Origin of the sequence: Melittangium boletus DSM 14713 (assembly GCF_002305855.1) — a bacterium.
Classification (GTDB): Bacteria; Myxococcota; Myxococcia; order Myxococcales; family Myxococcaceae; genus Cystobacter; species Cystobacter boletus.
This window is the reverse complement of sequence record NZ_CP022163.1, coordinates 7,201,119-7,215,693: the sequence shown is the minus strand read 5'-3', so window position 1 is coordinate 7,215,693 and position 14,575 is coordinate 7,201,119. Positions and strand designations below refer to the sequence as shown.

Below are 14,575 nucleotides of genomic sequence, written 5' to 3'. Positions count from 1 at the left end.
CATTCTTACAGCTTTCCCGTATAAACCCGGTGTGGACCTTGCCCCCCGACGGATCTCCCCCGGGAGACCTCGGCGACGGCAGGGCCCCGAACACACGCACACGGGAAGGGCACGATGGAGCCTATTGCCATCATTGGAATGGGGTGCCGCTTTCCAGGCGGCGTGAACACGGCGAGCCAGCTCTGGCAACTGGTCCGCGACGGAGTGGACGCCATCGGCGACGCCCCGTTGGAGCGGTTCAACGCCGAGCGGTTGCAAGAGCGGATCGCCAGCCGCAAGGGCGGCTTCCTGGAGCAGGTGGACCGCTTCGACGCGCGCTTCTTCCAGCTCTCCCCGCGTGAAACGAACCTGATGGATCCCCAGCAGCGGCTGCTGCTGGAAGTGGCCTGGGAGGCGTTGGAGGACGGCGGGCAGGTACCGGAGAAGTTGCCGCGCCACGCCACCGGGGTGTTCGTCGGCATGTGGACGAACGACTACGAGCTGCGCATGTACGAGGCGCTGCCCGAGCTCGACGTCCATGCGACGACGGGCGGCGGGCGGTACGCGGCGTCGGGCCGGTTGTCCTACTTCCTGGACGTGCGAGGCCCCAGCCTGACGGTGGATACGGCCTGTTCCTCGTCCCTGGTGGCGGTGCACCTGGCCTGTCAAAGCCTGCGGCAGGGCGAGTGCCAGGTGGCGCTGGTCGGCGCCAGCAATCTGATCCTCGAGCCGTACGTCACCCTGGCCTACTCGCGCTCGACGATGCTGTCGCCGGACGGGCGCAGCAAGTTCGGCGACGCGCGCGCCAATGGCTACGTGCGCAGCGAGGGCGTGGCGGTGCTGGTGCTCAAGCCGCTCTCCCAGGCGCTCCGGGAGGGAGATCCCATCCGCGCCGTCATCCGTGGCAGCGCGGTCAACAACGACGGGCAGAGCAGCGGGCACCTCGTCACGCCAGGCCGCGAGGGTCAGCAAGCGCTGCTGCGCGAGGCCTATCGCGCCGCGGGCGTGGAGCCCTCGCGCGTGGGCTACGTGGAGGCGCACGGCACCGGCACGCGCGCGGGAGATCCGATCGAACTCGGGGCGCTCGCGTCGGTGCTGGGCGAGAACAGGGAGCGGGAGCGGCCCTGTTTCGTGGGCTCGGTGAAGACGAACATCGGGCACACCGAGGGAGCGGCGGGGCTCGCCGGGATGATGAAGGTGGTGATGGCGCTCCAGCACCGCGCCATTCCGCCCAGCCTCCACTTCCAGACGCCCAACCCCCAGATTCCCTGGGACGAGCTGCCCGTCGTCATTCCCCAGGCGCTGACGCCCTGGCCCGGAGCGGAGCCCGCGCTGGCCGGCGTGAGCGCGTTCGGCATCACCGGGACCAACGCCCACGTGGTGCTGGAGGAGGCCCCTCGCCCCGCCGCGCCCCCGCGTCCCGTCCGCGAGGACGAGGCGTTCCTGCTGCCCCTGTCCGCGCACGCCCCCGAGGCCCTGGAGGCCCTGGCCGGCGCCTGGCGCTCCCTGCTGAGCGAGCCTCGGGCGGAGCGCGTGGAGGAGCTGTGCTTCACCGCGAGCGTGCGCCGCGGGCACCATGCCCACCGGCTCGCGGTGGTGGGGCGCTCGCGGGAGGAGCTGGCCGAGCGCCTGGACGCGCATCTGCGGGGCGAGGCCCGGCCGGGCACGTCCACGGGCATGCGCGCGGAGCTGCCGCTCAAGCCGGTGTTCGTGTTCCCCGGACAGGGCTCGCAGTGGCCCGGCATGGGCCGCCGCCTGCTGGAGCAGGAGCCCGTCTTCCGGGAAGCGCTCGAGGCCTGTGAGGCCGCCTTCGCGCACCACGTCTCCTGGCGTCTGCTCGAGGTGCTGCGCGCCTGGCCCGCCTCGCCCCTGCTCGAGCGCATCGACGTCATCCAACCCGTCCTCTTCGCCCTCCAGGTGGCGCTGGCCGCCCTCTGGCGCTCGTGGGGCGTGCGGCCTCACGCCGTCGTCGGCCACAGCATGGGCGAGGTGGCCGCCGCCCATGTCGCCGGCATCCTCTCGCTCCAGGACGCCGCCCTCATCATCTGCCAGCGCAGCCTCCTGCTGCGCCGCACCAGCGGCCAGGGCGCCATGGCGCTCGTCGAGCTGTCCCTCGACGAGGCCCGCCTCGCCCTGCGGGGCTTCGAGGACGCGCTCTCCGTGGCCGTCTCCAACGGGCCCCGCTCCACCGTGCTCTCCGGAGACCCCGCCGCCCTCCAGCGGGTGCTCGACTCGCTCCAGCGGCGCGACGTCTTCTGCCGCCTCGTCAAGGTGGACGTCGCCAGCCACAGCCCCCAGATGGATCCCCTGCGCGAGGAGCTGCTCCAGGTCCTCCAGGGCCTCACCCCCCGCGCCGGCGAGTTGCCCTTCTACTCGACCGTCCGGGCCCAGGTGCTGGACGGCGCCACGCTCGGCCCCGCCTACTGGGTGGACAACCTGCGCCAGCCCGTCCTCTTCTTCCAGGCCGTGGAGCAGTTGCTGACCTCCGGCCACGACGTCTTCCTGGAGCTCAGCCCCCACCCCATCCTCCTGCCCTCCATCGAGCAGGCCGTCCGCGCCGGCGCGTACCCGGCCCGCGTGCTGCCCTCCCTGGTGCGCCAGGAAGACGAGCGCCCATGTCTTCTGGGCAGCCTGGGGGCGCTCTACTCCCTGGGACTGCCCGTCGACTGGACCCGCCTCCACCCCGAGACATCCACCCGCCAGGATCTCCCCCCCTACCCCTGGCAACGCGAGCGCTTCTGGTTCCAGGAGCGAGCGTCCGCCGCCCCCCGCTCCCGTCCCGGCGTCCGGGGCGAGCACCCACTGCTCGGTGCCCACCTCCAGTCCTCCCTCTCTCCGGGCACCCACTTCTTCGAGGCGGAGCTGTCCTGCCTCGGCCTCCCCGCCCTCTCCGATCACCGAGTCCATGGCCAGGGGGTGCTGCCCGCCGCCGCCTACCTCGAGGCCGCCCTGGCCGCCGCGCGCACCGCCCTCGGTCCCGGCCCCTTGACGCTCTCGGAGGTGCGCTTCACCCAGGCCCTCGTGCTGCCCGAGTCCGATGCCCTCCAGGTGCAGTGGGTGCTCGACGGCTCCGCCTTCCACGCCTCCAGCCGCGCCACCGCGACCTCCGCCTGGGTGCGCCACGCCAGCGCCACCCTCGTGCCCGCCGCGTCCGTCCCGCGCCGGCCCGACACCAAGGCCCTCGCTTCCCTCCAGTCGCGCATCGCCCCACTGACGCCCTCCACCGCCCTCTACGCGGCGCTGGCCCAGCGCGGCCTCCAGTACGGGCCCGCCTTCCAGCGCCTCGCGCGCCTGGGGTGCCTCGGCGCCGAGGCCCTGGCCGAGCTCCATCCCGCCGAGGCCGACTCCACCGCGTGGCTGCTGCACCCCACGCTCCTCGACGCCTGCTTCCAGCTCGTGCTCGCCTCGCTGTCGCCCGAGGCCGGCTACTCCCGCGACGCCACCTTCCTGCCCGTGTCCCTGGAGCGGCTGAGCCTGTACGAGACGCCCCGTCCTGGCGCGTCCCTCTGGGCCCACTCCCGCCTGCGCCCGGCCGAGCCCGGCGCCGAGATCATCGCGGGCGATCTCCTCGTCCTCGATGACCAGGGCCGCCTCCTGGCCGAGGCCGTGGGCCTGCACTTCCAGCGGGTGGCGGCCGACGTGCTCCGCACGCTGGCGTCGCGCGCCGGACGCGACGGGAGGTACGAGCTCCAGTGGAGGCCCGTACGGCGTCCGTCCCCGCCCGCGGAATGGACGCCGGGCGCGTGGCTCGTCTTCGCCGATGCGCGAGGCGTGGGGACGTCGCTCGTGGAGAAGCTGGCGGCCCGGGGCGAGCGCTGCGTCGTCGTCACCCCCGGCCCCGACTGGCGGCGCCTCTCCGAGGACGGGTACGCCCTGGACCCGGCCCGGCCCGAGCACTTCCAGCAACTGCTGCGCGAGGCCTTCGACTCGGCGCCGCGCGGCGTGGTGCACCTGTGGAGCCTCGATGCGGCGGGGCCCGAGTCCACCTCGCTCGAGTCCCTGGAGCGCGCCCTCCTCCTGGGCAGCGGTGGCGTGTTGCACCTGGTCCAAGCCTTTTCGCGGGCCGGCTGGAACGAGTCACCCCGCCTCTGGCTGGTGACGCGCGGCACCCAGGCCGTGAGCGGAGAGGAGAAGTCCTTCGCCCTCGCCCAGGCCCCGCTGTGGGGGGTGGGCAAGGCGCTCGCGCACGAGCACCCCGAGCTGCGCTGTACCTGCGTGGATCTGGACGCCTCGGGGGACGAGGCCTTCCCCCTGGAGGAGCTGGACGCGGACGACACCGAGGATCAGGTGGCACTGCGCGGCGGCACCCGCTACTCGGCCCGGCTGGCGCGGAGCACGCCGCCGGACTCCGCGCGGGCGCTCGCGGGCCGCATCCGCCCGGACGCCACCTACCTCCTCACGGGAGGCCTCGGGGGCCTGGGGCTCGAGGTGGCGCGGTGGCTCGTCGAGCAGGGCGCTCGCCACCTGGTGCTGGTGGGCCGCGGCGAGCCCTCGGGGGAAGCCGCGCGCGCACTGGAGGCGCTGCGGAGCGCGGGAGCCCGGGTGCATCTGGCCCGCGCGGACGTGTCGCGCCTCGAAGCGCTCACCCAGGCGCTCCAGGCGCTGGGGCGGGAGCTGCCGCCGGTGCGCGGCATCGTCCACGCGGCGGGCATCCTCGACGACGGCACCCTGGCCAACCTCAACCTGGAGCGGCTGCGGCGCGCCATGTCGCCCAAGGTCGAGGGCGCGTGGAACCTCCACACGCTGCACGCCGGGCAGCCGCTGGACTTCTTCGTCCTCTTCTCCTCGGTGGTGTCGGTGCTGGGCTCTCCCGGCCAGGGCAACTACGCCGCGGGCAACGCCTTCCTGGACGCGCTGGCCCACCACCTGCGGGCCCACGGCGTGCCCGCGCTCAGCATCAACTGGGGCCCCTGGTCCGAGGTGGGCCTCGCCGCCCGGCCGGATCGCGGCACGCGCCTGGAGGGACACGGGCTGGGCCCCCTCTCGCCCCCCGGGGGCGTGGAGTCCCTGGCCCAGGTGCTCTTCGGCGCCCGGGCCCAGGTGGCGGTGATGCGCTTCGACGCCGGAGCCTGGCGCCAGCACTACCCCACCGCCGCGCGCACCCACCTGCTGGACGAGCTGGCCAGCCCCCAGGACGCCGCCACGCCCCCGCCGCGCCCCACCGAGGCCCTTCGCCAGACGCTGCTGGCCGCCGAGCCCGGCTGGCGCCGCCGCGCGCAGCTCGAATCGCACCTCAAGGCGCAGATCGCCCAGGTGCTCAAGCTGTCGCCCTCGCGCATCGACGCGCGCACCCCGCTGCGCGTGCTGGGCTTCGACTCGTTGATGACGCTCGAGCTGCGCAACCGGCTGGAGGCCAGCCTCGAGCTCAAGCTGTCCGCCACCGTGCTGTGGAACTACCCCACGCTGGAGGGGCTGGTGCCGTACCTGGCCGAGCGCATGCAACTCTCGCCCGAGCCGGAGTCCGCCCCGTCCGCCGCGCCCACCCCCGCGTCCGAGCCCCCTCCCCCGGCCGTGGAGGCCTCCGCGGTCAACTTGAACGCCATGCTCGGTGAGCTCGATGGGCTCTCCGACGAAGACGTCATGAACCTCCTGTCCGGGAGCACCCACCAGTCATGAGCAGTGAAGCCACCCGCCGTCTGGGCGACCTGTCCCCCGAGAAGCGCGCCCTGCTGGCCATGCGCCTGCGCGCCAACCCCGACACCCTGCGCATGCTGGAGGCCGATCCCATCGCCATCATCGGCGTGGGCTGCCGCTTCCCCGGCGGCGTCGACTCGCCCGAGTCCTACTGGGAGCTGCTGAAGAACGGGCGCCAGGGCATCACCCCCGTCCCCGCGGATCGCTGGGACACGGACGCCTGGTACGACGCGAACCCGGACGTCCCCGGCAAGCTCACCACGCGCTGGGGCGGCTTCGTGGGCCGCGTCGACGGCTTCGACGCGAACTTCTTCGCCATCTCCCCCCGCGAGGCGATGCGGATGGATCCCCAGCACCGGCTGCTCCTGGAGGTGGCCTGGGAGGCGCTGGAGGGGGCGGGCCAGACCGTGGAGCGGCTCGAGGGCAGCCAGACGGGCGTCTTCATGGGCATCTGCCTGTCGGACTACACCGGCATGCAGCTCGCGGACACGCGGCAGTTGGACGCGTACATCGGCGCGGGGCTCGTGCACTGCATGGCGGCCAACCGGCTGTCCTACGCGTTCGACCTGCGCGGCCCGAGCATCGCCCTGGACACGGCCTGTTCGTCCTCGCTGGTGTCGGTGCACATGGCCTGTCAGAGCCTGCGCCTGGGCACGTGCAACCTGGCGCTGGCCGGCGGGGTGAACCTCATCCTCGCCCCGGACTTCACCGTCAGCTTCTCCAAGGCGCGCATGCTGTCGCCGGACGGGCGGTGCAAGACGTTCGACGCGCGCGCGGACGGCTACGTGCGCTCCGAGGGCTGCGGCGTGGTGGTGCTCAAGCGGCTGTCGGACGCGCTCAAGGACAAGGACGACATCCTCGCGCTGGTGCTGGGGACCGCCGTCAACCAGGACGGGCACACCAACGGCATCACCGCGCCCAGCGGGCTCGCCCAGCAGTCCGTCATCCGCCGCGCGCTGGAGGCCTCGGGCATCTCCCCCACCCAGGTGGGCTACGTGGAGGCGCATGGCTCGGGCACCTCGCTGGGAGACCCCATCGAGATGGAAGCGCTGGTGAACGTGCTCGGCGAGCCGCGCCCCCATGGGCAGGTGTGCCACGTGGGCTCGGTGAAGACGAACCTGGGCCACACCGAGTCCGCCGCCGGCATGGCCGGGCTCATCAAGGCCGCGCTCGCGCTCAAGCACGAGACCATTCCCCCCCACCTCCACTTCGAGCGGCTCAACCCGCACATCTCCCTCGGGGAGGCGCCGCTGGCCATCCCCACCACGCCGAAGCCCTGGCCGTCGGGCGCGGAGCGGCGCTTCGCGGGGGTGAGCGCCTTCAGCTTCGGCGGCACCAACGCGCACGTGGTGCTGGAGGAGGCCCCCCGGCTGGCGCCGCCCCAGGCCCCGCGCGAGCCACCGGAGCGTACGTGGCTGCTGCCGCTCTCGGCGCGCAGCCCCGAGGCCCTGCGGGCCATGGCTGGCACGTGGCGGGACTTCCTCGGGCAGACGCCCGCGGCGTGGACGCTGGGGGAGGTGGCGCACACCGCCAGCGTGCGGCGAACGCACCATGACTTCCGCCTGGCGGTGGTGGGGCGCTCGCGCGAGGAGCTGGCCGGGAAGCTGGCCGCCTTCGCCCAGGAGCAGGCGCAGGCGGACGTGGCCAGCGGGCGCCGGCAGCCCCGGCAGGGCGTGGTGTTCGTCTTCTGTGGACAGGGCCCGCAGTGGATCGGCATGGGCCTCGAGCTGATGGAGACGGAGCCCGTCTTCCGCGCCCTCGTGGAGCGGTGTGACGCGCTGCTGCGCCCGTACACCGGCTGGTCCCTGCTCGAGGAGCTGCGCGCCCAGGGAAGCGCCTCGCGGCTGGGACAGACGGAGGTGACCCAGCCCGCGCTGTTCGCCGTGCAGGTGGCCCTGGCGGCGCTGTGGCGCGAGTGGGGCATCGTCCCGGACGCCGTGCTGGGACACAGCGTGGGCGAGCTGGCCGCCGCCCACGTGGCCGGGGCGCTCTCGCTGGAGGACGCGCTCCTCGCCGTGTACCACCGCGCCCGCCTCACGCAGCGGGCCATGGGGCACGGGAAGATGCTGGCGGTGGGACTGTCCGAGGACGAGGTGACGCCGCTGCTCGCGGACTGGCGGGGCCGGGTGTCCGTCGCCGTCATCAACGCCCCGCGCGCCCTCGTGCTCTCCGGAGAGCCGGAGGCCGTCGACGCCGTCGAGAAGCAGCTCCAGGCACAGGGGGCCTTCTGCCGCCCGCTGGGCGTGGACTACGCCTCCCATTGCGAGCAGATGGAGCCCCTGCGTGTCGAGCTGGTGGAGGCGCTGCGCGGCCTGCGTCCCCAGCCGGCCCAGCTCCCCCTCTTCTCCACCGTCACCGGCCGGGAGAGCCAGGGAGAACACCTCGGCGCCGAGTACTGGGGCCGCAACGTGCGCGAGCCCGTGCGCTTCGCGGACGCCGTGCGCACCTGCCTCGACGCCGGGCACCGGATGTTCCTGGAAGTGGGCCCCCACCCCACGCTCTCCGTCTCGCTGAGCGAGTGCCTGCGGGAGCGCGGCGAGTCCGGCACGGTGCTCGCGTCCCTGCGCCGGGGCCAGCCGGAGCGCGCCTCGATGCTGGGCTCGCTCGGAAGCCTCTACACCCTGGGCCTGCCCGTGGAGTGGAGCCGGCTCTACGCGCAGCCCGGCCGCCTCGCGCGGCTGCCCTCGTACCCCTGGCAGCGCGAGCGCTTCTGGTTCTCTCCCTCCCCCCAGAAGGAGGCTCGGCCCGCGCGTCGGGAGGCCTCGGGTCTGGCGCCCCAGCCGCTGCTGGGCCAGCGCCTGCGCTCGCCCCGGCTCAAGGACATCGTCTTCGAGTCGCGGCTGTCGCTGGAGTCGCACCCCTTCGTGGGAGATCACCGCCTCTTCGGCTCGCCGGTGATGCCGGGAGCGGGCTACGTCTGCATGGCGCTGGCCGCGGCGGCGGAGTCCCTGGGCGGAGAGGCCCGCACGCTGGAGGGCCTGTCCTTCATCGAGCCGCTGCACCTGCCCGAGGGCGAGACGTGTGACCTCCAGGTCGTGCTGATTCCGGAGGCCTCGGGAGGCGCGGCGCTCCAGGTGTACAGCCTCGCGTCCGGGGAGAAGGGAGCCCCGGAGGAGTGGACCACGCACGCCACCGGCCAGGTGCTCGCCACGAGCACGCCCCCGCCCGCATATAATGATGCGGGCACGCCGTCGGCCCTCCGCGCCCGCTGCACCCAGGAGCAGTCCGGCGAGGCCTTCTACGCGCTCCACGAGTCGCTGGGCATCCAGATGGCGCCTCCCAGCCGGTGGGTGGAGCGGATCTGGCGGCGCGAGGGAGAGGCGCTGGCCCGGTTGAGGCAGCCCGCCGGCGCCAGGCAGAGCGAGACGGAGCTCCTGGCCCCCGCGCTGCTGGATGCGTGCTTCCAGACGGTGGGCGCCACCTTCGTCGAGCGGGCCTACACCACCACGGTGCCCCTCGGCATCGAGCGCTTCCACTTCCACCGCCGTCCCGGCGCGGAGCTGTGGTGCCACGTCACCCGCCGGCCCGGCGCGGGCCGCGAGGCGTTCTCCTGCGACGTACGGGTGATGGACGCCGACGGGCAGCTGGTGGCGGAGGTGGTGGAGTTGCAGTGCCGGCACGTCAGCCGCGACATGCTCCTGCCCAAGGGGCGCGAGCGGGCCGACGACTGGCAGTACGAGGTGAAGTGGAAAGAGGGGGCGGCGCTGGAGGCTCCCCGCACCGCCACGGGAACCTGGGTGGTGCTGGAGGATGAACACGGCGTGGGAGAGGCCCTGGCGCGACAGCTCCGCCAGCTCGGCGCCCGAGCCCTGCGCGTGCGGCCCGGGACCTCCTTCAGCCGCGAGGAGGAGGATCGGGTCACCGTCGATCCCCAGGACCCCGAGCACCTGCGCCAACTGCTGCGCGAGCTGCCCGAGTCCTGCCAGGGCGTGCTGCACCTCGGGGCCCTCGACACCCCCGCCCCGGCGGACCTCACCGCCGCGACCCTCTCCGAGGCCCAGCGCCGCACGTGTGGCGGTGTCCTCCCGCTGGTGCGGGCCCTGGCCGAGCGCGGCCTGCCTCACGCCCGCCTCTGGCTGGTGACCCAGGGCGCCCAGCGCGCCTCCGACGCCGACTCCGCCGTCTCCTTCTCCCAGGCCAGCCTCTGGGGCCTCGGCCGCGTCATCTCCCGCGAGCACCCCGAGCTGTGGGGCGGCCTCGTGGACCTCGACACCGCCCAGCCCGCCCAGGAGCAGGCCTCGCCGCTGCTGCGCGAAGTGCTGGGAGCCACCCCCCATGAGGATCAGCTCGCCCTGCGCGGCGGTCGCGCGCTCGTGGCCCGCCTGTCGCGCGCCACACCGGCCGCCCCGGGCACCTCGCTTCCGGTGCGCGCCGACGCCGCCTACCTCATCACCGGAGGCCTCGGCGGCCTGGGCTTGGAGATGGCCCGCTGGCTGGTGGAGCGCGGCGCTCGCTCGCTGGTGTTGGTGGGCCGCCGCGAGCCTGGCGCCCCGGCGCGGGAAGTCCTCGCCTCGCTGGAGCGGGCCGGTGCCCGCGTCCACGTCGCCCAGGCCGACATCGGCGACGAGGCCCAGGTGGCCCGGCTGCTCTCGTCCCTGCCCCCGGAGCTCGGCCCCCTGCGCGGCATCATCCACTCGGCCGGAGTGGTCGCCGACGGCGTGCTGCTGCAACAGGACTGGGAGGGCTTCGCCCGCGTCCTCGCCCCCAAGGTGGACGGCGCCTGGCACCTGCACCACCAGACCCGCGAGCTGCCCCTCGACTTCTTCGTCCTCTTCTCCTCGATGGCGGCGCTGTTGGGCTCGGCGGGCCAGGGCAACCACGCCGCGGCCAACGCCTTCCTCGACGCACTGGCGCACCACCGCCGGGCCCGGGGACTGCCCGCGCTGAGCATCAACTGGGGCGCCTGGGCCGAGGTGGGCGAGGCGGCCCGTGCGGACCTGGATGAACGCCTCGGGCGGCAGGGCATCGGCGCCATCGCTCCCGCGCAGGGGGTGGAGCGCTTCGAACGGCTGATGCGGGAGGCGCCCACCCAGCGCGCCGTCGTCGCCATCGACTGGGCACGCTGGGGCCGCTACCACCGGGGAGAGAACGAACCCGCCTTCCTCTCCGGGCTCATCCGCGAGGCCACTCCCGCCCAGGCGGCTCCGGCGGCGCCCTCGGAGGGCACGGACACGCTCACGCGGGACACGTTGAGCACCGCGACGCCCGAAGAGCGCACCTCCCTGGTGCGGGACTGGCTGCGGCGGAGCGTGGCCCGGGTGCTCCGCCTGTCCGCGGCGTCGCGGGTGGACGTGGAGCGGCCGTTGAACCAGATGGGCCTGGACTCCCTGATGGCGGTCGAGCTGCGGGCCCGGATCCAGAACGGGCTCCAGGTCTCCATCCCCATCGTGGACATCCTCCAAGGCCCCACCGTCGCGCAGCTCACCGGCCTGGTGCTCGAGCAGTTCGCGGCGCAGGGCCTCTTCACGCCGGACAACGAGGAATGGGAGAGCGTCACCCTATGAACGTGTCGGAATTCATCGCGGACCTTGCCCGGCGCGACATCCATCTCAAGACGGACGGCGAACAGCTCAACATCCGCGCGCCCAAGGGAGCGCTGACGCCCGAGATTCGCGCTCAGCTCTCCCAGCACAAGGCCGAGGTGCTGGCCTTCCTGCGCCGGCGCGACCTGGGCGGGCCCGTGGAGGCCCAGCAGCCGGTGATCGTCCCGGACGTCGAGGGCCGCCACGAGCCCTTCCCCCTCACGGACATGCAGCAGGCCTACTGGCTGGGCCGCAGCGGCGCGTTCGACCTGGGACAGGTGACGTGCCAGAGCTACATGGAGTTCGAGGGCGAGGGCCTGGACTTGCCGAGGCTGGAGCGGGCGTGGCAGCGGCTCGTGCAACGCCACGACATGATGCGCGCGGTGGTGCTCCCGGAGGGAAGCCAGCGGATCCTCGCGGAAGTGCCGCCCTACCGGGTCGAGGTGGAGGACGCGCGGCACCTGGCGCCCGAGCCGCGCGAGGAGCGCCTGCTGGCACTGCGCCAGGAGCTGTCGCACCGGGTGACGCCAACGCACCAGTGGCCGCTCTTCGAGCTGCGCGCCACCCGCGTCACCGACTCCCTCACCCGGATGCACCTGCGCATCGAGCTGATGATCGCCGACGCCTGGAGCATTTCCCTGCTGCTCAGGGACTGGGCGAAGCTGTACCAGGCACCCGAGCAGGAGCTGGAGCCCCTGACGGTGTCCTTCCGGGACTACGTGCGGGCGGAGACGGCCTTCCGGGAGACGGAGTCCTTCTGTCACTCCCAGGCGTACTGGCGCGACCGGCTGGCCACGCTGCCCCCCGCGCCGGACCTGCCGCTCGCGCGCAGCCCGTCAGCGCTGCGGAAGATGGAGTTCTCCCGCCGGACCGCGATGCTGGACGCGGAGCGCTGGGGACGGCTGAAGGCTCGGGCCACGCCCGCGGGCGTGACGGCCTCGGGAGCGCTGTGCGCGGCCTTCGCCGAGGTGCTCGCGGCGTGGAGCAAGTCGCCGCGCATGAGCCTCAACGTCACGTCCTTCAACCGGCCGCCGCTGCACCCGGGGCTCGACGCATTGGTGGGGGACTTCGCCTCCACCCTGCTGTTGGAGGTGGGCGGCACCCGGGGGACCTTCACCGACCGCGCGCGGCGGCTCCAGGAGCAGCTCGGCAAGGATCTGGAGCACGGCCAGTACGGCGGCGTGCGCGTGCTCCGGGATCTCGGCCGCCACCACGGCGGCGCGGTGACGATGCCCATCGTCTTCACCAGCACGATCACCTCGCGCACCAACACCCTGTTCGAGATCGACTGGCTGGGCCGGCTCGTCTACGCCATCAGCCAGACGCCGCAGGTGTGGTTGGACCATCAGATCACCGAGGAGAAGGGCGCGCTGAGCTTCAGCTGGGACACGCTGGACGAGCTCTTTCCCCCGGGGCTGCTGGACGATCTGTTCAGCGCCTATACGCGGCTGCTGGAACGGCTCGCCGATGACGAGGCCGCCTGGAAGGAGGAGTACCCCCGGCTCCTGCCCGAGTCGCAGCTCGCGCAACGCGCCGCGGTCAACGCCACCGAGGCCCCCGTGCCGCCGGGGCTGCTGCACTCGCCCTTCCTGGAGCAGGTGGCGCGCCAGCCCGAGCACCCCGCCGTCATCGCCTCGGGCCGGACGCTCACCTACGCGGAGCTGCACCGCCGCGCGCTCGCGCTGGGCCACTGGCTGCGTGCCCGGGGAGCGAAGCCCCACACGCTGGTGGCGGTGGTGATGGAGAAGGGCTGGGAGCAGGTGGTGGGCGTGCTCGGCGTGCTGTACGCGGGGGCGGCCTACCTGCCGTTGGATCCGGAACTGCCCGCCGAGCGCCTGCGCTACCTGCTGGAGAATGGGCAGGCCTCCCTGGCGCTCACCCAATCCTGGCTGGAGCCGCGGGTGCAGTGGCCGGAGGGCGTGCGCCGCTACGCGCTGGACACGGCCCCGGAGGAGCCCGCACTGGCGCCGCTCGAGCCGGTGCCAGGCGCGGAGGAGCTCGCCTACGTCATCTATACGTCGGGCTCCACGGGCCACCCCAAGGGGGTGATGATCGATCACCGCGGCGCGCTCAACACGGTGGTGGACATCAACCAGCGCTTCGGCGTGACGGCGGAGGATCGGGTGCTGGGCGTGAGCGCGCTCACCTTCGACCTGTCCGTCTACGACATCTTCGGAACGCTGGCCGCGGGGGCCACGCTGGTGCTGCCGGACGCGGAGCGCGCGAGGGATCCCGAGCACTGGTCCCAGCGGATGCGCGAGCACCGGGTGACGGTGTGGAACTCGGCGCCGCCGCTGATGGAGATGCTGTTGGAGTACGCCGGAGGCAGTGGCGATCGCCTCGCGCCCACGCTGCGGCTGGCGCTGCTGAGCGGAGACTGGATTCCAGTGACGCTCCCCGGCCAGCTCCGCGCGCGGGTGCCGGGCGTGCGGCTCATCAGCCTGGGCGGCGCCACCGAGGCCTCCATCTGGTCCATCCTCTACCCGATCGAGGACGTGGATCCGGAGTGGAAGAGCATCCCGTACGGCAAGCCCATGCGGAACCAGAGCTTCCACGTGCTCAACGAGGCGCTGGAGCCCTGTCCGGTGTGGGTCCCGGGGCAGCTCTACATCGGAGGCATCGGCCTGGCGAAGGGCTACTGGCGGGACGAGGTGAAGACGGCGGCGAGCTTCATCACCCACCCGCGCACGGGCCAGCGCCTGTACCGCACGGGAGACCTGGGCCGGTACCTGCCGGACGGCGACCTCGAGTTCCTGGGCCGGGAGGACTTCCAGGTGAAGGTGCGCGGCTACCGCATCGAGCTGGGGGAGATCGAGACGGCGTTGAGCGAGCACCCCGCGGTGCGCGCGTCGGTGGTGGTGGCGCTGGGCGAGCGCCGGGGCCACAAGCGCCTGGTGGCCTACGTGGTGCCCCGGGACGGTGAATCGCCCACGGTGGACGCGCTGCGCGACTTCCTGGGCCAGAAGCTGCCGGACTACATGGTGCCGAGCACCCTCATGCTGCTGGAGCGGCTGCCGCTGTCGTCCAACGGCAAGGTGGATCGCCGCGCGCTGCCCGCCCCCGAGGCCCAGGCGGCCGAGGCGCGCGCCCACTACGAAGCCCCGCGCTCGGACACCGAGCGTGTCATCGCCCAGGCGTGGCAGGCGGTGCTGGGCGTGGCGCAGGTGGGCATCCACGACAACTTCTTCGACCTGGGCGGCGACTCGGTGCTGATGGTGCAGGTACTCGGCCGGCTGCGCGAGTCGATGGGCGCCGAGCTGTCGGTGGTGGAGCTGTTCCGCTACCCCACGGTCAGCGCGTTGGCGAAGGCCCGCGCGGACATGCCCGCCCGGCAGGCCTCGGAACAGCGGCAACAGCAGCAGAGCCAGGCGCGAGCGGATGCGCGCCGGGACTTCCTCCGTCAGCGGTCCCAGCGCGGCCGCTGACCCCCCATATCTTCG

Annotated in this window: 3 protein-coding genes; all 3 read left to right on the top strand. The window is 73.3% G+C overall.

Annotation, left to right across the window (positions count from 1 at the left end):
- Positions 1–114: 114 nt before the first annotated feature.
- Genes MEBOL_RS29935 through MEBOL_RS29925 form a run of 3 tightly spaced genes read left to right on the top strand, consistent with a single transcriptional unit; the run spans position 115 to position 14,560 of the window.
- Positions 115–5,595 carry a type I polyketide synthase gene (locus MEBOL_RS29935; RefSeq protein WP_095980636.1) on the top strand — a complete coding sequence of 1,827 codons (5,481 nt, stop codon included), beginning with the start codon at positions 115–117 and terminating at the stop codon, positions 5,593–5,595.
- Positions 5,592–11,117 (top strand): type I polyketide synthase, encoded by a 5,526-nt coding sequence (locus tag MEBOL_RS29930; RefSeq protein ID WP_095980635.1) that lies wholly within the window; start codon positions 5,592–5,594, stop codon positions 11,115–11,117. The genes MEBOL_RS29935 and MEBOL_RS29930 overlap by 4 nt, the downstream gene beginning before the upstream one ends.
- A complete protein-coding gene (locus tag MEBOL_RS29925; RefSeq protein ID WP_095980634.1) occupies positions 11,114–14,560 on the top strand; it encodes a non-ribosomal peptide synthetase in 3,447 nt (1,148 codons plus the stop codon). The genes MEBOL_RS29930 and MEBOL_RS29925 overlap by 4 nt, the downstream gene beginning before the upstream one ends.
- The last annotated feature ends 15 nt before the right edge of the window (positions 14,561–14,575 follow it).

Coding starts and splice junctions, on each gene's coding strand:
- MEBOL_RS29925 (WP_095980634.1), top strand. CDS start 11,114: ATGAACGTGTCGGAATTCATCGCGGACCTTGCCCGGCGCGACATCCAT.
- MEBOL_RS29935 (WP_095980636.1), top strand. CDS start 115: ATGGAGCCTATTGCCATCATTGGAATGGGGTGCCGCTTTCCAGGCGGC.
- MEBOL_RS29930 (WP_095980635.1), top strand. CDS start 5,592: ATGAGCAGTGAAGCCACCCGCCGTCTGGGCGACCTGTCCCCCGAGAAG.